Source organism: Streptomyces sp. NPDC048566, from assembly GCF_043199735.1.
GTDB lineage: Bacteria > Actinomycetota > Actinomycetes > Streptomycetales > Streptomycetaceae > Streptomyces.
This window is the reverse complement of sequence record NZ_JBICWL010000005.1, coordinates 31,182-52,915: the sequence shown is the minus strand read 5'-3', so window position 1 is coordinate 52,915 and position 21,734 is coordinate 31,182. Positions and strand designations below refer to the sequence as shown.

General features: G+C 74.6%; 14 protein-coding genes. 6 read left to right on the top strand and 8 right to left on the bottom strand.

The genetic code is table 11. The features are described from left to right. Positions 1 to 249: 249 nt before the first annotated feature. A complete protein-coding gene (locus tag ACGFS9_RS10940; RefSeq protein WP_393252185.1) occupies positions 250 to 864 on the bottom strand; it encodes a hypothetical protein in 615 nt (204 codons plus the stop codon). 395 nt (positions 865 to 1,259) lie between these two features. Continuing rightward, complete coding sequence (locus ACGFS9_RS10935) at positions 1,260 to 3,473, bottom strand: LamG-like jellyroll fold domain-containing protein (RefSeq protein ID WP_393252183.1); 2,214 nt, start codon at positions 3,471 to 3,473, stop codon at positions 1,260 to 1,262. A 346-nt stretch (positions 3,474 to 3,819) separates the two neighbouring features. Here ACGFS9_RS10935 and ACGFS9_RS10930 point away from each other — a divergent pair, with 346 nt between their 5' ends. Together ACGFS9_RS10930 and ACGFS9_RS10925 are read left to right on the top strand one after the other, a co-directional pair. Beyond that, on the top strand, positions 3,820 to 4,353 hold the full coding sequence (locus tag ACGFS9_RS10930) for a 2'-5' RNA ligase family protein (RefSeq protein ID WP_393252181.1): 534 nt from the start codon (positions 3,820 to 3,822) through the stop codon (positions 4,351 to 4,353). Positions 4,354 to 5,153: 800 nt separating this feature from the next. Further along, complete coding sequence (locus tag ACGFS9_RS10925; RefSeq protein ID WP_393252180.1) at positions 5,154 to 6,938, top strand: ricin-type beta-trefoil lectin domain protein; 1,785 nt, start codon at positions 5,154 to 5,156, stop codon at positions 6,936 to 6,938. A gap of 161 nt (positions 6,939 to 7,099) precedes the next feature. Here ACGFS9_RS10925 and ACGFS9_RS10920 read toward each other — a convergent pair whose 3' ends face one another. Further along, positions 7,100 to 8,074: a 2-hydroxyacid dehydrogenase gene (locus tag ACGFS9_RS10920; protein WP_393252178.1), complete on the bottom strand. Its 975-nt coding sequence runs from the start codon at positions 8,072 to 8,074 to the stop codon at positions 7,100 to 7,102. Next, positions 8,071 to 9,240 carry a lactate 2-monooxygenase gene (locus ACGFS9_RS10915; protein WP_393252176.1) on the bottom strand — a complete coding sequence of 390 codons (1,170 nt, stop codon included), beginning with the start codon at positions 9,238 to 9,240 and terminating at the stop codon, positions 8,071 to 8,073. Before ACGFS9_RS10915 ends, ACGFS9_RS10920 begins: the two co-directional genes overlap by 4 nt. Positions 9,241 to 9,352: 112 nt before the next feature. Between ACGFS9_RS10915 and ACGFS9_RS10910 the strand changes: the two genes are divergently transcribed. The 3 genes from ACGFS9_RS10910 to ACGFS9_RS10900 all read left to right on the top strand — a co-directional run bounded on the left by ACGFS9_RS10910 (position 9,353) and on the right by ACGFS9_RS10900 (position 13,141). Further along, entirely contained in the window at positions 9,353 to 10,531 is a 1,179-nt protein-coding gene (locus ACGFS9_RS10910) for a PucR family transcriptional regulator (RefSeq protein ID WP_393252174.1), read from the top strand. A gap of 354 nt (positions 10,532 to 10,885) precedes the next feature. Continuing rightward, positions 10,886 to 11,320: a protease inhibitor gene (locus ACGFS9_RS10905; RefSeq protein ID WP_393252172.1), complete on the top strand. Its 435-nt coding sequence runs from the start codon at positions 10,886 to 10,888 to the stop codon at positions 11,318 to 11,320. Positions 11,321 to 11,557: 237 nt separating this feature from the next. After that, positions 11,558 to 13,141, top strand: a complete 1,584-nt coding sequence (locus ACGFS9_RS10900; protein ID WP_393252170.1) for a bifunctional phosphatase PAP2/diacylglycerol kinase family protein — start codon at positions 11,558 to 11,560, stop codon at positions 13,139 to 13,141. Positions 13,142 to 13,434: 293 nt separating this feature from the next. On the opposite strand, the gene ACGFS9_RS10895 is transcribed toward ACGFS9_RS10900, so the two are convergent. The 4 genes from ACGFS9_RS10895 to ACGFS9_RS10880 all read right to left on the bottom strand — a co-directional run bounded on the left by ACGFS9_RS10895 (position 13,435) and on the right by ACGFS9_RS10880 (position 19,613). Further along, complete coding sequence (locus tag ACGFS9_RS10895) at positions 13,435 to 16,263, bottom strand: NHLP bacteriocin export ABC transporter permease/ATPase subunit (RefSeq protein WP_393252169.1); 2,829 nt, start codon at positions 16,261 to 16,263, stop codon at positions 13,435 to 13,437. A 1-nt stretch (position 16,264) separates the two neighbouring features. Then, entirely contained in the window at positions 16,265 to 18,382 is a 2,118-nt protein-coding gene (locus ACGFS9_RS10890; RefSeq protein WP_393252612.1) for an NHLP family bacteriocin export ABC transporter peptidase/permease/ATPase subunit, read from the bottom strand. Between the two features lie 101 nt (positions 18,383 to 18,483). Further along, positions 18,484 to 19,293, bottom strand: coding sequence for an HlyD family efflux transporter periplasmic adaptor subunit (locus ACGFS9_RS10885; RefSeq protein ID WP_393252168.1), 810 nt, complete (start codon positions 19,291 to 19,293; stop codon positions 18,484 to 18,486). 104 nt (positions 19,294 to 19,397) lie between these two features. After that, positions 19,398 to 19,613, bottom strand: a complete 216-nt coding sequence (locus tag ACGFS9_RS10880) for a type A2 lantipeptide (RefSeq protein WP_393252166.1) — start codon at positions 19,611 to 19,613, stop codon at positions 19,398 to 19,400. Between the two features lie 675 nt (positions 19,614 to 20,288). Here ACGFS9_RS10880 and ACGFS9_RS10875 point away from each other — a divergent pair. Continuing rightward, a complete protein-coding gene (locus ACGFS9_RS10875; RefSeq protein ID WP_393252165.1) occupies positions 20,289 to 21,626 on the top strand; it encodes a S1 family peptidase in 1,338 nt (445 codons plus the stop codon). Positions 21,627 to 21,734 lie beyond the last annotated feature (108 nt).

Here is a 21,734-nt window from a genome sequence, read left to right as displayed (position 1 = left end):
ACTTTCCCTTGCGCACACCCACGGTGAACAAGCGCGTCACTCCGCCTCCAGCGTAGGGCCTGTACGGCGCGGGCACCCGGGAGGGGACGGATCGGACGGCCATTCGTACCGGGGTTCCCGGCCGATGGGAAGGCCGGAGCGGGCAGGGTCGCCGGATCGTGACGCTTCGCCGCCCGGCTCCGGGCGGTCCGGTGCGGGGCGCTGCCCGCGGGTCCGCCCGGAGCCGTCCCCCGAGGTGAGGGTGGCCGGTCAGTGCTGCGGCGCGGGCCGTCCGGCGACCGGTGCGCGCCCGGTGGCGCTGCGGCGGACGCAGATCCCGAAGGCGAGCATCCAGTAGCTGAACAGCGCGCCCATGAGGGCGGTCGTGCCCCAGCCGTTGGCGGCGTAGAAGTGTCCGGGTGTGTTGCCGAAGAACAGCGAGGGCACGAACGCGAGGTTGACGGCGGCCAGGACGAAAGCGGAGCGGCCGGTCCAGCGCGGCAGCAGGCCGGTGCGCGTGACGGCGAGCCCCACGGCGGCCAGGAAAAGGGCCAGCAGGAGGCGGCCGATCGACCCGTACAGGATGTACGTGCCGCTGACGGTGATCGTCGGGTCGACGGGGTGGTCGGCGGAGATGACCGCGCCGGCTTCCAGACCGCTGGAGACCAGGGTGACGGTGGTATAGGCCAGCCCGACGGCGAAGGCGACCGTGGCGACCCAGGTGCGGGCGGGGTCCACGGCGGCGACCAGCTCCCGGAACAGCGTCACGAAGACCGTCAGGAACGCCAGCGCGACGATGCCGATCAGCAGCCGGGCGAGGACGTTGGCGTCCGGCGGCGGCCCGTCGTAGGTCCCGTCGGCCGGCCGCCCACCGCTGCGCTCCATGCGGCCACCTTAGGGCGTGTTGCGCACGTCCCCTCGGCCGTGCGACGCGCTGCGCACAGGCTCGCCGCACCGGGCGGAAGGCCCCGCGCATCCCGTGCGAGCGCTTCCGCCCGGCACGTCGAGATCACGCACCCGACGCCGCGCGGCCCGCCCTCCGCGCGCACGAAGGGACGTGCGCAGCAGGCCCCAGGCGTCGACCCGGCGGTTCCGGTCGCTTCCCGACCGTTGCCCGGCGTCGCGGGCGGCAGGGCCGCGGCCGGCCCGCACGGAGGCGGACCTGCCGTCGGCGGGACGTCGCGGGCGGCCTCGCGGGCATCCCCGGCGGGGCGACGGGAGGGGGCCCGCGGCACTGCCGGGCAGGGCGGTAGCCGGGCGGCCGGGACGGCTACCGCCGGTCAGCGCAGGGCGTGGTGGCTCGCCACCTTGGCGGCCGTCAGCGCGGCCGGGTAGACGGCCGTCTCGTCGAGCTGCCCCTTGAACCAGTAGGACGCGGGTGCGCCGGGCACGCCGCGCAGGTTGTCGTACCCGGCGTGCCAGTAGCCGGAGTAGGCGCGGCTGCCCGTGACGGTGTTGCCTGCCTGGAGTTTGCCGTCGATGTACAGCGCCATGCCCTTGGAGCCCTGCGTGGCGACCATGTGGTGCCACGCGTTGTCGTTGAGCGCTGCGGTGCTGGTCAGGGTCTTCCAGCCACCGGAGTTCACCCCGAACACCACCCGGCCGGCGTTGGTCATCCACACCTGCTTGTCGTAGGTGGCGCTCGCCTTGGCGGTGTTGTCGCCGAAGCCGGTGAGCAGACCGCCGGTGGTGGTCGAGGTCCGGAACCAGGTCTCCATGCTGTAGGCGGCCGGCTGTGCGAAGCGGTGGTCGCTGTAGACCCACTGGCCGGTGCCGTTGAGGCCGAGCGCGGTGGAGCCGGGGACCGCTCCGGGGGACTGGCGCAGCGCGGGGCCGCCCACGTGGACGCCGCCCGCGTCGGCGGGGCCGGTGTCGGCCGCGAGCCCCGGATAGGTGTCCGCGTAGCGCCAGTAGAGCCGGGCGCCGTCGGCGAGGACCGCGGCCACGTAGGGGTCGGCCTTCGCCGCGCCGGTCGCCGACACGGAGGCGGAGAGCGCGCCGGTGTTGCCCGCCGCGTCGGTGGCGGTGACCCGGTAGCTGTGGCGCGCGCCCGCGGTGACGCTCGTGTCGGTCCAGGTCAGCTGCGGGCGCGACCAGAAGGTGGAGTCACCGGTGAGCGTGGCGACCGGGGTGGTGGCGCCGTCCCGGTAGATCCGGTAGGTCAGGCGGGAGTCGTCCGCGTCGAAGGAGGAGCGGACGTGCACGGCGATCCGCCCGGGCCGCACGCTCTCCGCGGTGACCGTCGGAGTCGAGGGGGCGCCCTTGTCGCCCGTCGAGGCGAAGCGGGTCAGCCCCTGCGCCGGGGCGCTGTTGACGGTGGTGAACTCGCCGCCCGACCACAGGTAGTCGGTGCTCCCCGAGGTCGCGACGGTGAGGGCGCGCGGACCGATCTGCTCGCCGAGGCCGTCGTTGGTCTGCGGGAACCAGCCGTAGTGGCTGGTTCCGCCGGTCGACTGGGCGAGGAAGTGGTGCCGTGCCCCGTCCGGGAACTCGCCGACCTCCGAGCAGTCGTGCGCGTGGGAGGCGCTGTAGAGGACGCTGCGGTACGGCAGCACCGACTGCGTGGCGCCGTAGCAGGTGTCGCGCCAGCGCTGGGCGAACGTGGCCGGGTCGAGGCCGATCCGGCCGTCGAAGGCGTGGTGCCCGGTGCCCTCGTTGCCGGTGTAGATCCCGTCGCTGTCGGAGGCGAGGGACTTCACCACCGAGTTGTCGGCGATGAACCCGGGATAGGACGTGGTGACCGCGCCGCTGGTGGCGTCCACGACGGCGAGTGCGTGCGTGCCGGTGCCGTTGACCGTGAAGAAGTCGCCGCCCAGCACGACGTGCCTGCCGTCGGGGGCCACGGTGACGGCCCGGCCCGGCGCGTCGGCGCTCGCCGCGAACGGCAGGACGGAACCGTCGGAGGCGTCCAGCGCGGCGAACCTGCCGCGGGTCTCACCGTTCGCCCGGGTGAAGTCGCCGCCCGCGTAGACGGTGTCGGCGGTGACGGCGAGCGCTCGCACGGTCGCGTTCATCTGCGGGTGGAAGCCGGTCCTGGGCGTGCAGGAGGCGATGTCGACGGCGGCGAGACTGCCCGTGGGCGTGCCGTTGACGGCGCTGAAGTAGCCGCCGGCGTAGAGCGTCCTGCCGTCCGGCGACACGGCGAGCGCGCGTACGGTCGCGGTGCCGCTGCCGATGGTGAACGAGAGCCTGCACGAGGTCGGAGCGCCGGTCGCGGCGTCGAACGCGGCGAAGTTGACCGCGTTCCGCGCGGCCCCCGAGCCGCCCTGCGGCGGACGGATCTGCGAGAACGTACCGCCGGCGAAGACGGTCGACCCGGAGTGCGCGAGCGCCCACACGATGCCGTTGGTCTGCCAGGTGGGCAGGGCGTCGGCGGTGAAGCGCACCTGCGCGGAGGTCGCCGTCGCCGGCCCGGCGCCGGTCCACAGCCCGACGCCGGCCACGACGAGCCCGCCGGCGACGGCGAGAGACGTTCCCATGACTGCCCTGCGCATGAACCCCCCCCAGAGTGAGGCACGACGCCGCCGCGGGCCGGACCGTGCGGTCGGCCGGGGCGTCGTGCTCGACGGGTCCGCCGGGAACACCTGTCCCGTGGACACCGAGCCGTTCGAATGCGCGACCCTACCGCGCCGAGGCGGGAGAGGGGCGGTTCCCCGGACAATTCGCGTCAACGGAGCCCGAACGCACCGGCTCTGAGGGGCAGTCATCCCGCACCCGGGCAGGGGGCCGGAGTGGACGGCGGGTGTCCGCGCTCCCCGTGCGCCGGCCGCCGCCGCGTCCCCCGCGCGCCGCGGACGGAACCGGCGTGGTCCCGTGGGCCACCACCGGTAGGCTGCGGCGGTGCGCACGGTCGAACTCCTGCTGGACGAGGCGGCGGACCTCTCCGTCCGGGAGGCCTGGCGGCGGCTGGCCGACGCGGGACTGCCGAGCCAGGCGCGTCACCGCTCGCCGACGAACAGCCCGCACCTCACCCTGGCCACCTGTCCCGAACTGACCGCCCCGATCCGCTGGGAACTCGCCGGGGTGGCCGCCGCACTGCCGCTGCCGGTGCGCTTCACCGGCGTGGTCCGCTTCGAGGGACCGAGTTCGGTGCTGGCCTGGGGGCTTGATCTCGACCCCGCGCTGGCGCGGGTGCACCGCCGGGTGTGGGAGGCGGTCGCGTCGGACAGCCCGCCGGGCGCCCTCAACCCCCTGCACGCTCCGGGCCGCTGGAGCCCCCACGTCACCCTCGGCCGGTCGCGCCGGGCGGGTGCCCTCGCCGGCCGCCGCGTCCCCGGGCTGCTGCCCGCGCCGCCGCCGTCCGCCCGTCTCACCGTCCTGCGCAGCTACGACACCGAGACCGGCGCCCTGGAGGTGCTCGGGCCAAGCCGGTGAACCGGCCTCCCGGCCAGGCCCCTCGGGCCGCCGCTCCGGGTACGCCCGCCGGGACCGAAGCATCCCCCGCGCCCGACCCGGCCGCAGCACCCCGTGGACCGGGGCCGTCGTCGTCCCCTGGGATCGGACGCCGGTGCCCCGGGGTGGATCACCGGCCGGCGTGGTTCTCGCCGCCCGCCGGGCCGGACCGCCGCCCGCCGGCGGCCGGGCGGGGAGCGGACGAACGGCGGGACGAAGGGTCTCGGCCGTGCGCCACGTCGGCGGGACTCGGCGCGCGCGTCCGGCGCAACTCTCTCCGGGCCGCCGACCGAGGGCGGGAGGAACGGGGTCGGCGGCCGTTTCGCGCGAAAGAGCCGCCGTTTCGCGCGGGGCCCGGGAGAAGGGCCGGTCCCCAGTGGACCACGGGGCGCCGTGCGCCGGGAGTGTGTGCGGGAAAGCGGAGCGTGCAAAGGATTCACACGGGGCGTGTGAATTGCCAATGCCGAAGAGATCCCGATCCGTTACCGGCGGCACTTTTGACATTCTTTCAATAAGCCCGGAGTGGACCATGCGCCTTGTTGGCCGAGAGCGTGTTGTGCGAGGGTGATCCCCCCGCGCCTGGCCAAAGGCCCGGGATCGAATCGCCGTTCGTCATCCCCGACCGTCGGCGGGCCGGAAAGCATCCGCGCCCGACGGTCGACGTACGGCTTTCGTCCCGGCCGTTCACAGGCGCTCCGCCAAAAGGTACACACCAATCGGCATCCCTTTTGGCGGCCGGTCATTTCTGCGTGCCGCCACGCGCCTCGGAAGGAACCCGCTCCGTGCACACCCCGCGCCCACCGCTTCCCGCGTACCCACCCAGTGGCGTTCCCGGTGAGTCCGACGAGGCCCTCGCCGCGCTGCTGCGCGGCCGGCCGCTCGGTGACGCCGCCCGGCCCGTCGCGCTGCTGACGGCCCGCCACTGGCAGGCGGCCTACGACTACGCGGTGGTGTGCCTCGCCACCCGGGCCGACGTCGCGGCGATGGTCGCGGCGACCGCGTTCCACCGGGTACTGGGCCGTCTGGCGCAGGGCGAGCCGGCGACGGCGCTGCGGCCCCGGTTCCTGGAGGCCGTGCGGGACACGGTCCGGGAGTGGGCGGGCGACGAGCGGATATCCGCCATGCTCCCGGATCTGCGCAAACCCGCGGGCGGGCGGGGGATGAGCGCGGCGAAGACCCTCACGGCCGAGAACCGCAGGCTCGCCCGGCGGGCATTCACGGAGCTTCCCGTACTCGCCCGCTGCCTGCTCTGGCACATCGAGGTGGAGGCGGAGACGCTGGCCGTACCGGCCGGCCTTTCCGGCCTGGACACCGAGGCCGCCTCCGCGGCTCTGGAACAGGCCCGCGACCAATTCCGGGAGGGCATGGTCCGCGCTCACCGGGATCTCGCGCCGACCAGGGAATGCGGATTCCACAACCGCCTTCTCGACGTGCAGATCCGGCGGGGCGGCACCCTGATGCCGGAGGTCCGCGCGCATCTCGCCCGGTGCGCCTATTGCCGCCACGGCGCCGAGCAACTGGCCCGCTTCGAGCAGGGATCGGGAGCCCTCATCGCGGAGGCGGTCCTCGGCTGGGGAGCACGGCGCTACCTCGACTCCCGGCCGGGACGCGCGGGACGCACGCCGCGGCCCCGGACCGTCTCCCCGTTCGGCTCCCGTCGGCGAAGGAGCGCCGCACGCGCCGCCGGAGCCGGCCGTCCGAACGGCGACGGGCGCCCGGCGCAGGGGCCGGGGACGGAGCCGGCGCGCGGCGGACGCCACCGCCCGCTGTCCCGGCTCCCGGTGCCCGGGCAGCGGGCCGCGCGCCCCGGGGACCGCCGGCCGCCGCAGGCGCTGCTGGCGGGGGCCGGGGTCTCCGTGGTCCTGCTCGCCACCGTGTTCGCCGTCAGCCTGTGGTCGGACCGGGACGGAGGCGCCGGTCCCGCGACGGCCACCGGCGCGAGCAGCACCCACACGCTGGCGCCCGCCCCCGCGACCCCGGTCCCGCCGCCCACGTCCGACCCGTCCGCCCGGGCCACCGGTACGACCGAACCGACCCGGCTGCGCAACCGGGCCGCCGACCTGTGCCTCGACGTCCGGGACGAGGAACTCCGCGAGGGCGCCGGGGCCCGGCTCGCCGTGTGCTCCTCGGCCTGGACCCAGCAGTGGTCGTACGAGCAGGACGGTCTGCTGCGCAGCGTCGCCGATCCGGGCCTGTGCCTCGGCTCGCACGCCGACAACGGTGTCCTGTCCCTCGTCCACTGCGTCCTCGCCGACGCGAAGCGGAGCGAGGACATGCGCTACGACCTCACCGTGCGGGGGGAGTTGCTGCCCCGCCGCGACGAGGGACAGGCCGTCGCCCCGCAGTCCGCCGACCCGGACGCCGACGTCCTCGTCGCGGCCCGCGACGGTTCGGACGCGCAACGCTGGCGCACCGACGGACCGGCAGTGCGTCCCGACTCCGCGTCCGTCGGAGGGGAACCGGCGTCCCCGTCGCCGTCCCCCTCCCGGTCTCCGTCCGCCGGACGCCGGTCGTCCGCGGCGGGCGACGGGGGCCGGCCGCGCGTGTTCCACGGCAACACGCCCTGAGGACTGTCCCGTCGTCCGCGGCGGGCGCACGACGCCGGCCACGGCACCTCGCCGGGTTGTCGGACAGCCCGCATACACCCGGTACGAGGACGGCCCTCCGCCGTGCGACGCACCGCATCCGACGCCGCGCGCCGACCCACCGGGGATGACGGGGACAGCCCTCAGGAGACCACGTCGCGCGGCTCCGCTCCGCCCACGAAGTCCGCCGCGTTCTGCACGGCGGCCAGCGCGATCCGCACCAGCGTCTCGCGGGTGACGCCGGCGACGTGCGGGGAGAGGACCACGTTCGGGGCCTTGAGCAACCGCAGGGCGGGAGTGGGCGGTTCGGGGTCGAAGACGTCGAGTCCGGCGCCGGCGAGCGTGCCCGCGTGCAGCGCGTCCGCGAGCGCGTCCTGGTCGATCAGGGCGCCGCGCGCGGTGTTGACGACGAACGCGGTCGGCTTGAGCAGCGCGAGCCGCTCCGCGTCGAGCAGATGCCGGGTCGCGTCGGTGAGCGGCGCGTGCAGGCTGACGTAGTCCGCGGTGCGCAGCAGTTCGTCGAGTTCCACGCGGCGGGCGCCGAGCCGGGCCTCGGTCTCGGCGGGGGCGGCTTTCGGCCCGGAGTAGACGACGCTCATGTCGAAGGCGACCGCGCGCCGGGCGACCTCCTCGCCGATGTGACCGAGCCCGATGATGCCCAGGGTCTTGCCGGACAGTTCGGTGATCGACTGCTGGAGCCGCGGCAGCGCCCAGTCCGCCTCGGTCAGCGCCGTGTGCGCGGGCACCAGCTGCTTGGCGAGGGCCAGCATGAGGGCGAACGTCTGCTCGGCCACGTTCTGCTTCTCCGCGCCGCTGGAGCCGATGGTGCACACCGGCACCCCCCGGTCGCGGGCGGCGTCCAGGTCGACGTAGTCGAAGCCGTGGCTGGCGCACTGCACCAGCTCCAACTCCGGCGCCGCGGCGATGTGCTCCGCGGTCACCGGGCCGAGACCCGTGACGATGACGTGCGCTTCGCGCAGCGCGGCCGGGTCCTCGTCGGTGGACTCCACGACGGTGACCCGCGCCTGCCCCGGGAAGAGCGTGGCGAGGGCGGCGCCCGCGGTGCGCCCGCCGACGTGCGGCGAGACGACGGCCAGGACGTTCTTCACGACGGTCATGCGGTCTCCTCGATGAGGTCGTCGGGGCCGAGCGTCCCCGGGCCGGCGTGCCCGGACAGGGCGAGGGTCAGGTCGAACTCGGCGAGCAGGCAGCGGATCACGTGCTCGACGCCCGCCTGCCCGTCGAGGCCCAGCCCGTAGGCGTAGGGCCGGCCCACGAGCACCGCCCGCGCGCCCAGCGCGAGCGCCTTGAAGACGTCGTCGCCCGTGCGCACGCCGCTGTCGAAGAGGACGGTCAGCCGGTCGCCGACGGCCTCCACCACGCGCGGCAGCGCGTCCGCGGCGGCCACGGACCCGGCGACCTGCCGGCCGCCGTGGTTGGACACCACGACGCCGTCCATCCCCGCCTCCGCCGCCCGCCGGGCGTCGTCCGGGTGCAGGACGCCCTTGAGGACGATCGGCCCGTCCCAGTTCTCGCGGAGGAACGCGAGGTCCGGCCAGGTCTTTCCGGGGTCCGCGAACATGCCCACGAAGTGCATGACGGCCGCGTTCGGGTCCTCCTGCACCGGTTTCGCCAGGCCGGCCCGGAACGCGGGGTCCGAGAAGTAGTTGGCGGTGCCCACGCCGTGCAGGAAGGGCAGGTACGCCTGGTCCAGATCACGCGGGCGCCAGGCCAGCAGGGGGGTGTCGAGCGTGACGAACAGCGCGGTGAACCCGGCGGCCCTGGCCCGGTCGAGGAAGCTCCGGGTGACCTCGCGGTCCTTCGCCCAGTAGAGCTGGAACCAGCGCTCGGCGTCGCCCATGGCCTCGGCGACCTGCTCCATCGGGGTGCTGGAGGCCGAGGACAGGATGTAGGGCACGCCCTGCGCGGCGGCCGCCCGGGCCGCGGCGGTCTCGGCGCCCGGGTGCATGATCGACAGCACGCCGACCGGGGCGAGGGCCAGCGGCGCGGGCAGCGCGCGCCCCAGCACCTCGACGGACAGGTCGCGTTCGTGGACGTCGCGCAGCATGCGCGGCACGATCCGGCGCCGCTGAAGCGCCCGCCGGTTGGCCCGGGCGGTGCTCCCGTCGCCGGCGCTGCCCGCCACATAGCCGACCGGCCCCGGTCCGAGCCGCTGCTCGGTCAGCTCCTCCAGCCGCGTCAGATCCGTCGGCAGCCGCGGCACGGCTCCCGTCATCCCGTTCAGATAGATCTCGTACTGGAAGTCGGCCCAGTGCTTCGCCATCCGTACGTCCCGCCTCTCGTCCCTGAGACCGCGCTGTACGGGTCGATCCTGGCGACGGTGACAAGTCCCGTCCACCGTGGTGCGCACAACGCGTGCCTGGGATCATCACCCTGTGACAAGGCAACCGTCCCGGGCCCGTGAGCGGATCCGGCAGGACCTGGTCGCCGACCCCGGTGTGGTGGAGGCGATCGTCGCCGCGGTGCACGAACAGGTACCGGTGTACGCGGCGCTCGACGACGCCCGGCTCCCCGAGGTGCGCGCCATCGCGGCGTGGGGCCTGGAACGGCTGCTGGGCCTCTGGGCCACCGACGGCACGCTCGACGCGGCGGACCTGCGGCGTTTCCGGGGTATCGCGGCGGCCCGGGCCGCGGACGGCCGGCCGGTGCAGGCGGTGCTGCGCGCCTACCGGGTCGCGGGCACGGTCCTGACCGACGCGGTGGCGGCCCGGCCGCCCGCCCTGCCCGCCGAGGACGCCTTCGCCCTCGCCCGGATGCTGCTCGCCACCCTCGACACGCTCTCCGAGGAGATGGCCACCGCCTACGCCGCGACGAGCGAGGACCTGGCCGCCGACCGGGACCGGGCGCTGCGGCTGCTGCTCGACGACCTGGTCGCCGGGCGGCACGCCTCGGCGGGCGCGACGGCCGACCGCTCCGCCCGGCTCGGCGTCCGGCTGCCCGACCCCTGCTGTCTTCTGGTGGCCGAGTCCGTCGCCCCGGATCGCCCCGATCCGTCGCACGACACGGCCCGGGAGTTGCTCGACGCGCTGGCGCCGCCCTCCGCCGAGGTGACGTGCGTGGCGACGGTGCGGGGCTCGCGGGCCGTCCTGCTGCTGCCGGCCGGGGCCGCGGCCCGGGCGGGTGCGGTGCTGGGGGAGCGGGCGTGGCGCGGTTGCGCCGTCACCGGACCGGGTCTCGACCGGGTCGCGGTCGCCCACCGGCTGGCCGCCGACGCGCTCGACACCGCGCCGGCCCACGCCCACCTGCCGGGCCGGGTGCTCACCGACGCGGACGCGCACGTCCTCGCCCTGCTCGCCGGAAGGCCGGCCGCCGCACCGGACCGGATCGCCCGGCTCGTGCTCGGCCCGCTCGCCGACCCCGGGCAGCGGCACCTCCTGGACGCCGTGACGGCGTACGTGGACGAGGGGTCGGCGAGCGCGGCGGCACGGGCGCTGCATGTGCACCCGCAGTCGCTCCGATACCGCCTGCGCCGGGTCCGCGACCTCACCGGCCGCGATCCCCGCGTTCCCTGGCACCGCCTCACGCTGGACATCGCCCGCACGATCCGCGACTGACCGGCCCGCCGTCCGGAGAGCGGTCCGCGCGGCCGGCGGAGCGGCGCGGGAGGGTCCGCCGAAGCCTCCGGGCCCCCGAAAGCGAGGCGCCTCGCGGGCCGAGCCGGAATGTTTCCGGCCTATTGCCGAGACATGTCAAACCGGCCAGCGGGCGGTCGTCGACGATCAACTACCGCACAGGCTCGGGCTTCACTCGTTCGAATTCCGTAACTTCACGCCACTACTTCAACACTCAAAGTTACCGAAACGCGTGGGGTCGATGTGTGTTTCCTGTGCGGACTCGGCAGACTCGCGCTCGCCGAACCGGCACCGACCGAGCCGGATCGGATTCGATCGAGCGGAAGGATGCACACAATGCCGAACACCGCGCGCTGGGCAGCGACTCTCACTCTGACGGCCACCGCCGTCTGCGGACCCCTGACGGCGTCCGCCACCGCGGCCCCCGGCCAGGCCCCCGCCAGCCTCTACGCCCCCTCGGCCCTGGTGCTCACCACGGGCCACGGCCAGGACGCGGCCGCCGCCACGCCCGAACGCGCCGTCACGCTCACCTGCGCCCCGACGGCCTCCGGAACCCACCCGGCCGCCGCCGAGTCCTGCGCCGAACTACGCGGCCTCAACGGGGACCTGGAGGGCCTGGCGGCCAGAAACGGCGTCTTCTGTACCAAGCAGTACGACCCTGTGGTGATCACCGTGGCCGGTGTCTGGCAGGGCAAGCGCGTGGCCTACGAGCGCACCTTCGCCAACGAGTGCGTGAAGAACTCCTACGGGATGACGCTCTTCGCGTTCTGAGACCGGGATCGCGTGGCGGCCCCGCACGCAGATCGAGGTCCGTAGCTGGGGAGTGCGGACCCCGTGGCGGGGAGGCCAGGTGATTTCGCACCGAGGGCCGGTCAGACGGAGTGGGGCCGTCGGCCGGCCCTCGGCATGCCCGCGTCCCGCCGGCGCGGGCGGCGGGACGGTCCGGAGATCTCACCGGTGCGGCCCACCGGGCGTGCCGAGCGGGCCCGGACGGCGTACGAGTGGACCATGGGTGCACTCGGCGAACTGGATCAGCGGCTGTTCACCCGGGTCGCCGCCGGACGCCTCCCCGGCGCCGGTCCGGCGCTCGGCCGGCTCAGCCGGGCTGCCGACCACGGGCGCCTGTGGCTCGGCACCGCGGCGGGCCTCGGCCTGGTCGGCGGGCCCACCGCGCGCCGCGCCGCGCTGCGCGGCCTCGGCTCCCTGGCACTCGCCTCCGCGACCGTCAACACGCTGGTGAAATGGACCGCCCGGCGCCCGCGGCCGCTGCTCGACGGCGTGCCCCCGGTCCGCCTGCTCCGGCGCCAGCCGCACACCACCTCCTTCCCCTCCGGCCACGCGGCCTCCGCCGCCGCCTTCGCCACCGGGGTGGCACTGGAGTCCACCCGGTACGGCGCCCTGGTCGCGCCGGTGGCGGCCGGTGTCGCGTTCTCCCGCGTCTACGTCGGAGTGCACTTCCCCGGTGACGTCCTCGCCGGCGTGGCTCTCGGGGCGGGCGCCGCCCTGCTGACCTGCCGCCGGTGGCCGCCGCGGGCCGCCGTACCGGAGCGGGAGCGGCCGGCGGTGCCGGCGCCCGCGCTTCCCCGGGGGCGGGGCCTGGTCGTGCTCGTCAACAAGCGGGCCGGCTCCGGAGCACCGGGGGCCGCGCCGGCGCCCGGCGAGCTGCTGCGCGACCTGCTGCCCGAGGCGGAGCTGGTCGACTGCGGCCCCGACGGCGACTTCGCCGCCCTGCTCGCCGAGGCCGCCGACCGAGCCGCGGGGGCCGGCGGCGTCCTCGGCGTCTGCGGTGGCGACGGCAGCGTCAACGCCGTGGCCCGGGCGGCGGCCGACCGCCGCCTGGCGCTCGCCGTCTTCCCCGGCGGCACCCTCAACCACTTCGCACTCGACCTCGGCGTCCCGGACGTGGAGTCCGCCGCCGTCGCCGTCGACCGAGGGGAGGCGGTGGCCGTCGACATCGGTGCGGCCCGCACCGGCACCGGGGAGCGGCTGCGGTTCCTCAACACCTTCAGCATCGGGCTCTACCCCGAACTCGTCCGGATCCGGGAGAACCTGGAGGCACGCTGGGGGAAGTGGCCGGCCGCCGCGGTCGCCCTGGCACGGGTGCTGCGCACCGCGCACCCCGTCGAGTTGGAGGTCGACGGCCGGCCCCGCCGGCTCTGGCTGCTCTTCGCGGGCAACGGACGCTACGTCCCGGACGGCTTCGCCCCGGTGTTCCGGCCGCGCCTGGACGACGGCCTGCTCGATCTCCGGCTCGTCGACGGCGACCGCCGGCTCGCCCGGACGCGGGTCGTCGCCGCCGCGCTTCTCGGGGCGCTGCACCACTCACGGGTCTACACCGCCGACCGCGTCCCCCGGGTGGAGCTGTCCGGTCTCGGTGACACCGGCACCGGCATCCTCGCCTGCGACGGCGAGGTCGTGCCGGGCACCGACCGGCTCCTGCTGGAGAAGGACCGTGCGGCGCTCGTGGTGTACCGGCCCGCCCGGCCGCTGGACGAGGTCCGCGCGGACGCCCGTAGGGCGGTCGCGACGGCACGCCACCGGCGGCGCGCGGGGGGCCGTCGTCTCCCTGCGGACGGCGGCCCCCCGGGCTGACGGCGACCGGCCCGGCGCCGCCTCACCTGTGGACCACCGGTGCGGCCTCCGGGTCCCGGGCGGGCCTGCCGCCGGTGTAGAGCACCAGCGCGATCAGCGCTCCGGCGGCGAAGAAGCAACCATCAGCGTCGCCATCATCGGCAGGAACGCCACACCGCCCCCGCCCCGCCCACCGTGCCCGGGCCCCCGGGGACGACAGCCGTCCTGCCGTGCCCGCCCGGTGTCGCACGCCGGCCGAGGGCAGGCGAGTCAGGCGAGTCAGGCACCCGGGCGGTCCGGATGGTCCGCGCGGCTCAGGCGAGCTGGCGGCGGACGAGTTCGTGCAGCCGCCCACCCGTGTCCGCGAGCAGTTCGGCGGGCGTGCCCTGCTGCGTGATCCGGCCCTCCTCCATCACCACGACGCGGTCCGCGTCCAGCACCGTCGACAGCCGGTGCGCGATCACGATCCGGGTGGCGTTGAGCGCCTTGGTGCTCTCGATCACCGTGCGCTGCGTCTCGTTGTCCAGCGCGCTGGTCGCCTCGTCGAAGAACAGGATGCGCGGCCGGCGGATCAGCGCCTGCGCGATCATCAGGCGCTGGCGCTGGCCGCCGGAGATCGCGCCACTACCCGAGACGAGGGTGTGCAGGCCCATCGGCATCCGCCGGATGTCGTCGGCCAGCCCCGCCATCTCCGCCGCGGCCATCGCCTCCTCCGGGGTGTGGGGCTCGGTGCCGCAGATGCAGTCGAGGATCGATCCGGTGAACGGCTGCGCGTGCTGGAGCACCACACCGCACTGCCGTCGCACCGCGGACCGGTCGAGCGCGGCCAGGTCCTGGCCGTCGTACAGCACGCTGCCCGACACCGGCCGGTCGAAGCCGATCAGCAGCCGCAGCAGGGTGGACTTGCCGCAGCCGCTCGGACCGACGACCGCCACGAACTCGCCGGGGCGGACGGCGAACGACACGTCGTCGAGGACGAGCGGGCCGTCGTCGGAGTAGCGGAAGGACAGCCTGCGGGCCTCGACGCCCCCGGACAGGACGCCCGGCCGGGTACTCGCCCCGCCGACCTCCGGCGCCGCGTCCAGCACCGGCCTGATCTCCTCGAACATCGGCAGCGCGGCCGCCGCCGAGACGAACGCCCCGGTGATCTGGGTGACCGAGGTCAGCAGCATCGTCACCGACGTGCTGAAGGTGAGGAACCCGGCCGCCGACAGCGAGCCCCGGGCCGGACCCGCGAGCAGCATGAACATCAGCAGCGAGCACAACGGCAGGTACACCGCCCCCAGCACCGCGGAGAGGTTCTTGATGCGGCCGACCCGCTGCTGGAGTTCCCGGCTGCGCGCGAACTCGCCCGCCCAGGCCGCGTACGCGTAGTTCTCGGCCGCCGCGACCCGCAGCTTGGGCAGCCCGCGCAGCGTCTGGAACGCCTGGTTGTTCAGTTTGTTGCCCAGCACCACCAGCCGGCGCTGCCAGCGCAGCTGCCACAGGCCGAGCCCCAGGAACACCGCCGCGACGACCACCAGCATGCCCGTCGCGGCCAGGGCCATCGGCACGTCGTAGAAGAACAGCAGCGCCAGGTTCATCGCACCGACCGTGCCGGCCTGCGCGAGGGTCGGGCCCACCCCCGCCAGGAGCCGGCGGATCGCGCTGACGCCCATCGCGGCACTGGCGAGTTCACCGGTGGAGCGGGAGGCGAAGAACGAGGTCGGCAGTCTCAGCAGCCGGTCCCAGACGGCGGGTTGCAGCCGCGCCTCGATCCGCCCCTCCAACCGCAGCAGGGTGAGGTTCTGGAGCAGCATGAACGCCGCGGACACCACGCTGGTCACCATGAGCGCGAGACAGACCTGGGTGATGAGTCCCTGCCGGGCCGTGGGCACGTACGCGCCGAGCACCCGGCCGGTGGCGATCGGCACCAGCGCGCCGATCGCGACGGTCACCAGTCCGCTGAGCGCGAGGTTGCGCAGGTCGCCCGCCGTTCCCCCGAGGCAGAAGCGGAGCAGCCGCAGCGGGGTCGGACTCCGCTCGGGCAGCGGACGGTAGAACATCACCGCCCGCTCCTCGAACTCAGCCGTGTTCGCCTGCTCCACGGGGGTCTCCCGGCCCGAGGAGGGATGCACGGCCACGTATCCGCCGCGCCGCCACAGCAGCGCGACCGGTGCTCCGGACACCGCCCGGTGGCCCACCAGCGGCCCGATGTCGTCGCGCCACCAGCGCCCGTCCAGCCGCACGGCGCGGGTGCGGACGCGGGAGGCCAGCGCGATCCGCTCGACCGGGTCGAGGCGGTCGCTCTCCGTCCCGCTCTGCGCCGGCGCCGCCAGGGTGATCCCGGCCGCGCGGGCGACCAGCGCGCACGCCGCGTGCGTGGCGTCGGTGTCGGCGCTGGTCGGGCGCTTGCCCGAGGGCCCGCCGATCGACGCGAGCAGGGTACGGTCGGCCCGGTCGCGGACGGCCTCGCCCGCCCTGATGCCGGCGGCCGTGCGGTCCTCGTGCCCGGCCTCCACCTGCTCGATCCAGCGGTCCAGGGTGGACAGCAGCCGGTGCTGCTGGTCCACCATCGCCTGCCAGACGCCCGGGTCCATCAGCAGGTCGGCGGCGGCCTCCGCGCCGTACAGGGAGCCGTAGCGCACACTGCCGGGCGGCACCCGCATCCAGAACACGTCGTCGTCGGTGAGGGCCGCCGGGTTCTCGCCCGCCATCGGTGCCTGGAAGAGGAGGGAGAGGCTGCGCCCGGCTCCGAGGGCGAGGGCGTACTCCAGGGGGCTCTCCGTCGGCGGCACGTACTGCGGATTGCCGTACGCGTCGTACGACCAGGTCGCCGTCTCAGCGCCCTGGTACAGCTCCCGCAGCGCGATCCGCCGTACCGCGCAGTCGCGCAGCGGGCGGGCGACCAGGGTGTGCTGGGGGCCCGCGACCGGACCCAGCAGCAGGGAGCCGGCCTCCAGCCGCCCGAGGTGGTGCCAGTGCCCCTGCCGGCCGGCGTCCACCGCGAACAGGTCCATGGCTCCCGCGGCGACCAGCCACAGGACCTGCGGGCCCTCCAGGTCGAGGCGGTTGAGGCCGGCGCAGTCCACCGCCGTGCCCAGGCCGCCGAGCGCGCCGAGGACGAGGTCCCCCTCCTGCGCACCCTCCTGAACCGTGGTCATCTCAACGCTCCTTGACCAGTGCGGCGTAGGGGCCGCCGGCCGCGACCAGCGTGTCGTGCCTCCCGCGCTCCACGACCGTGCCGTGTTCGAGCACGACGATCTCGTCGCTGTCCCGGACGGTGCTGAGCCGGTGGGCGATCACCACGCACGCACAGCCCCGCCGCCGCAGGTTGTCCATCACCGTCTGCTCGGTCTCCGCGTCCAGGGCGCTGGTCACCTCGTCGAGCACCAGGATGCTGGGCCGGCGCACCAGCGCCCGCGCGATCTCCAGGCGCTGGCGCTGTCCGCCGGAGAAGTTGCGGCCGTCCTGCTCCACCCTGCTGTGGATGCCGCCGGGGCGCCGGGCCACCACGTCGTACAGCGCGGCGTCCCGCAGGGCGGCGACCACCGCGTCGTCCGGGATCGACGGGTCCCAGAGCGCCACGTTGTCCCGAACGGTCCCCTCGAAGAGGAAGACGTCCTGGTCGACGAAGGACACGGACGAGGCGAGCGCCCCGCGCGGGATGTCCTCCAGGCGCCGGCCGTCGATCCGGATCTCCCCCTCCCACGGTGCGTACAGGCCGGAGATCAGCCGGGACACCGTCGACTTGCCGCTGCCCGAGCCGCCGACCAGCGCGACCTGCCGGCCGGGGCCGACGGTCAGGGAGAAGCCGGTGAGCAGCGGCGCGTCCAGCGGGCTGTAGCCGAAGCTGATGTTCTCCAGCTCGACGTGGCCCTGGAGGCGCCGGGTCGACTCGCCGTCGCCCGAGCGGGTGTACAGCGGGTCCGTCCGGAAGTTCTCCACGTCCTTGAGCCGGGCCACGTCGGCGGCGAAGTCCTGGATGCGGCCGGCCACGCCGTTCAGCCGGGTGAGGGGCGCGGTGAACCGGGTGACCAGCGCCTGGAAGGCCACCAGCAGACCCACGGAGATGTGCCCCTCGACCGCCCGGAGACCGCCGATCCACAGGATCAGCGCGCTGTTGAGCATCGCGAGCGTCGGCGCGACGACACCCAGCCAGGCGCTCGGCACCCCGAGGCGCTGCTGCTCCTCCAGCGTCGTGGCGTGCTGCCCGGCCCACGTGCGGAAGTAGCCGTCCTCCCCGCCCGTCGCCTTCATCGTCTCGATCAACTGAAGCCCGGTGTACGCGGTGTTGGTCAACCGGGCGGTGTCGGCGCGGAGTTTGGCGGTACGGGTCGCCCGCAGTCGGACCACCACCCGCATGGCCACCACGTTCAGCAGCGCGACCCCGATCCCGACGGCCGTGAGTTGCGGATCGTAGGTGTACAGCAGGAGGGCGTAGAGCACGACGACGACCGCGTCCACGCCCGCGGCGGCCAGGTCGCGGGCCAGGGTCTCGGCGACCGCGTCGTTCGACTGGAGGCGCTGCACCAGGTCCGCCGGGCTGCGCTGCGCGAAGAAGGTGACGGGCAGCCGCAGCAGGTGGCGCAGGAACCGCGCGCTGGACAGCGTCGAGGAGATGATCCGGCCGCGCAGCAGGTTCGCCTGCTGCAACCAGGTGAGCACCGCCGTGAGCAGCACGGAGGCCCCCATCGACGCGAACAGCACGCCGAGCAGCGAACTCCGGCCGCCGATCAGGTACTGGTCGATGTAGGTCCGGCTCAGCGCCGGCAGGGCGGCGCCGACCAGCACCAGCAGCAGACTCGCGAGCACGGCCGCGGGCAGGCTGCCCGACGTGCCGCGCAGGCGGGCGGGCAGCGCGCCGAGGACGCCCGGCCTGCGGCCTCCGGTGCGGAACCCCGGTCCCGGCTCCATCACCAGGACGACCCCGGTGAAGCTCGTGTCGAAGTCCTCCACGGGCACGAACCGGCGTCCCTTGCCGGGGTCGTTGACGTGCACGCCGCGCCGCCCGAGGCGGCGGCCCGGGCCGTCGTACACGACGTAGTGGTTGAACTCCCAGAACAGGATGGCCGGCCCCCGCACCTCGGCGAGCGCGGCGGTGTCCATCTGCATGCCCTTGGCGGTCAGGCCGTAGCTTCGTGCCGCCTTCAGCAGGTTGCTCGCCCGCGATCCGTCCCGCGACACACCGCAGGCGATGCGCAGTTCCTCCAGCGGGACGTGCCGGCCGTGATGGCCGAGCACCATGGCCAGACAGGCGGCACCGCATTCGACGGCCTCCATCTGGAGCACGGTGGGCGTCCGCACCGTGCGCACCCGGCCCCGGGGCGCGGCACGCCGGGTCCGGGCCGCCCGCCGCCCGCCGCCGCCCTCGGCTGTCCTGGTCACGGCAGGAGCCAATCGACGGGACGCTGGTCGGCCAGCCGGATCGAACCGGTGGCGAGAGTCATCGAGGTCAGGGAGAACGGGGGCCCGTCCTTGGAGGACCAGGCCAGCCCGCTGCGGGTGGCGGACGAGTGGTCGAGCCGCACCAGGACCGCCACCGGCCTTCCCTTCCTGCTGAACTGGTCGGCGAGTTGCCCGTCACCGAGGTAGGCGGCGATCTGCTGCCGTGTCTGCACGCCGCGGCCCACGCTCGCCACGTGGCCGCGCAGCACGCCGTACCGGCCGGCGGGCGCCGACTGGACGGAGAGGTCGACGGAGGCGTCGCGGGGAAGCCCGGCGGCGCTCTCGGCGGGGACGTACACGGTGGCGTAGAGGGGGTCGTCGGCGTGGGCGACCTTCTCCACGGACGCCACGTTCGCGCCGGTCGAGACGATCGCCCCGATGGTGGCGGCGAGCGCGGTGACGCGGCCCGCGGCGACGGTACGGACCACGGTCCTCTCGCCGCGCGCGGTACGGACCTCGACCACGGGGGCGTTCGCGGCCAGCCGCTCGCCCTCCTTCGCCACGACCGCGGTGATCTGGCCGGCCACCGGGCTCTGCAGCAGGTAGCTGCCCTGCCCGTGGGTGAGCACGGCCGGCGCCTCCACCGTGGAGGAGACGGTGCCGGTCACGGCCCAGACGGCGGCGGCGGCCATCACGGCCACGGTCACGGACAGCACGAGCCAGCCCTGCGGGCGGGCGAGGCGCACCGGAAGGTCGAGGTCTTCGGGCGACTGGAGCTTGGCGAGGGCCTGTTGACGGAACTGCACGGAGCTTCCCTCACCTGTTCGAGAGCGGTACGGCACCCGAGAGTCCCGGAACCGGGGGACGGTTCCGGGACTCCGCGGTGTGAAGCGCGATCAGAGACCGGCGATCAGAGACCCGCGACCAGGCCGGTGACCGGAGCGGTGTTCAGGCCCGTGACGCCCTCGACGGTGCCGACGGCCGTGCCGACGACGCCGGAGACCGGGGCAACGCCGTCGACCAGGCCGGTGACGGTGCCGACGGCGTTCAGCGCGAGGCCGCCCGAGACGTTGTCGAGGTCGGCGTCGGAGATCTCGGCGGTCTGGAAACGGGGGGTGGAGTTCATGATGGAACTTCCCTTCATATGGATATTCACAAGGGGGAGAGCGGCCCCCTCTGGGGACAGACGGCCGCCACCGCGTCAGCGCGGATCCCGTTGCCGGGAGAAGGTCCGCGGCCTTCGCGGTGCAACGGATCAAAGCACGCCCGCGCCGCGCCCTTCCAATCAACCAGGGCTCTCACCTGCGAACTTGAGCGCCACCGGCGAGGAAGCGTGCAGGTCTCGACACCACGTCGCGGCCACTTCTTCACACAGTGCGCGGCATCGGCGCACACCCCGCCCCGCCGTCCGCGGCCCGAACGGGACACACCCGCCCCTATGGCCCGGCGGGGGGCGTGCGGGTGTGCAGATCCGCGGGACGCCGTGACCCCGGTGGGCACGGGATGTGCAGATTCGCCGAATCCCGGATTCCGCTTCCGGGTCGCGACACACGGTGCCCGTGCGGACGCGGAGCGTCGCGAAGTGGGCGGGAAGGGGCGTGATCGCAGCGGTCCGGTCCGATGGGGCCGGACCGCGCGCGAGTCCGTTTGATGGCCGATCGATACCTATGGGCCCGTCAACTCGCGCCCTTTGCAATGGCAGTTGAACACTCCGGGCGGTGCTCGCGTATCAACGGGCAACCAGGCGCCCCCAGTCAGCTGCCGGACGGCGGCATCGACCCCGTCCCCAGGAGGTCAAGAGTTGAGTCACAAACGGATACCCAAGCGCAAGGCCGCGATCGCGGCGGGCGGCGTGGCGGCGCTCGGAGCAGCGGCTCTGCTGCTTCCCAACGCCAACGCCTCGCAGTCGGACGGGGGCGGCGCCACGCCGAGAACGTTCCGGGCCGCCGACGCCTCCGGCGTCGCCTCCCGGCTCGCCTCCCAGCTGGGGGACGCCTTCGCCGGGTCGTACTACGACGCGGGGAACAAGCAGCTCGTGGTCAACGTCGTCGGTAACAACAGCAACGTCGTCAACCGGATCGAGCGGGCCGGCGCCGTCGCCCACCAGGTGAGCAACAGCACCTCCGACCTGCGGGCCGCCGCGAGGACGCTGAAGGCCGACGCGACGATCCCCGGCACGGCCTGGTCCGTGGACCCGAGGACCAACGAGATCCGGGTGACCGCCGACTCCACCGTCACGGGCGACGCGTGGGACACCCTGAAGTCCACCGTCAAGGGCCTCGGCCCGGACGTGGCGAGCGTGAAGAAGTCGGCCGGCACCTTCCGGACCTTCGTCGACGGCGGCGACGCCATCTTCGGCGGCGGCGCCCGCTGTTCCCTCGGCTTCAACGTCACCGCGGGCGACGGCAGCCCCGCCTTCCTCACCGCGGGCCACTGCGGTGTCGCCGCCGCGCAGTGGTCGGACGCGCAGGGCGGCGCGCCGATCGCCACCGTCGACCAGGCCACCTTCCCCGGTGACGGCGACTTCGCCCTCGTCAAGTACGACGACCCCGCCACTCAGGCCGACAGCGTGGTCAACGTGGGCAACGGGCAGAGTGTGCAGATCGGCCGGGCCGCCGACGCCGCCGTGGGCCAGCAGGTCTTCCGGATGGGCAGCACCACGGGCCTCAACGACGGCAACGTCACCGGTCTCGACGCCACGGTGAACTATCCCGAGGGAACGGTCACCGGCCTCATCCAGACCGACGTGTGCGCGGAGCCGGGCGACAGCGGCGGTTCTCTGTTCAGCCAGGACGGCAGTGCGATCGGCCTCACCTCCGGAGGCAGCGGCGACTGCACCGCCGGCGGGGAGACCTTCTTCCAGCCGGTGACCACGGCCCTCCAGGCGGTCGGCGCGACGCTCGGTGCCGGCGGTGCCGGTGCGGGCGGCGCGGCGGACCCCGGAGCGGGCGATCAGGCCGGTGGCGCCGACGGCCAGGCGGGTGCCGGCGACCAGGCCGGTGCCGGCGACGAGGGCGCGGGAGCGGCGGCCGGGGAGACCGGTGCGGACGGCCAGGCCGGTGCGGACGGCCGCGGTGCGGCCGGCCGGGGCCACGGCTCCGGCGCCGACGACGGCTCCGGTCTGGTCAGCACCCGCTGACCCATAGGCGAGCGCGTGCCGCCGGGCCTCCCGGTGGCACGCAGCCGCCGCCCGGCCGGCGGAACCGGGTTTCCGGCCGGTGGCGGACGGTCCGGCCCTCCGGCGGGA

Bases quoted from the DNA above. Each gene is read 5' to 3' on its own strand.
- ACGFS9_RS10940 (WP_393252185.1), bottom strand. From the start codon at position 864: ATGGAGCGCAGCGGTGGGCGGCCGGCCGACGGGACCTACGACGGGCCG.
- ACGFS9_RS10935 (WP_393252183.1), bottom strand. From the start codon at position 3,473: ATGCGCAGGGCAGTCATGGGAACGTCTCTCGCCGTCGCCGGCGGGCTC.
- ACGFS9_RS10920 (WP_393252178.1), bottom strand. From the start codon at position 8,074: ATGACCGTCGTGAAGAACGTCCTGGCCGTCGTCTCGCCGCACGTCGGC.
- ACGFS9_RS10915 (WP_393252176.1), bottom strand. From the start codon at position 9,240: ATGGCGAAGCACTGGGCCGACTTCCAGTACGAGATCTATCTGAACGGG.
- ACGFS9_RS10905 (WP_393252172.1), top strand. From the start codon at position 10,886: ATGCCGAACACCGCGCGCTGGGCAGCGACTCTCACTCTGACGGCCACC.
- ACGFS9_RS10900 (WP_393252170.1), top strand. From the start codon at position 11,558: ATGGGTGCACTCGGCGAACTGGATCAGCGGCTGTTCACCCGGGTCGCC.
- ACGFS9_RS10895 (WP_393252169.1), bottom strand. From the start codon at position 16,263: ATGACCACGGTTCAGGAGGGTGCGCAGGAGGGGGACCTCGTCCTCGGC.
- ACGFS9_RS10890 (WP_393252612.1), bottom strand. From the start codon at position 18,382: ATGGAGGCCGTCGAATGCGGTGCCGCCTGTCTGGCCATGGTGCTCGGC.
- ACGFS9_RS10880 (WP_393252166.1), bottom strand. From the start codon at position 19,613: ATGAACTCCACCCCCCGTTTCCAGACCGCCGAGATCTCCGACGCCGAC.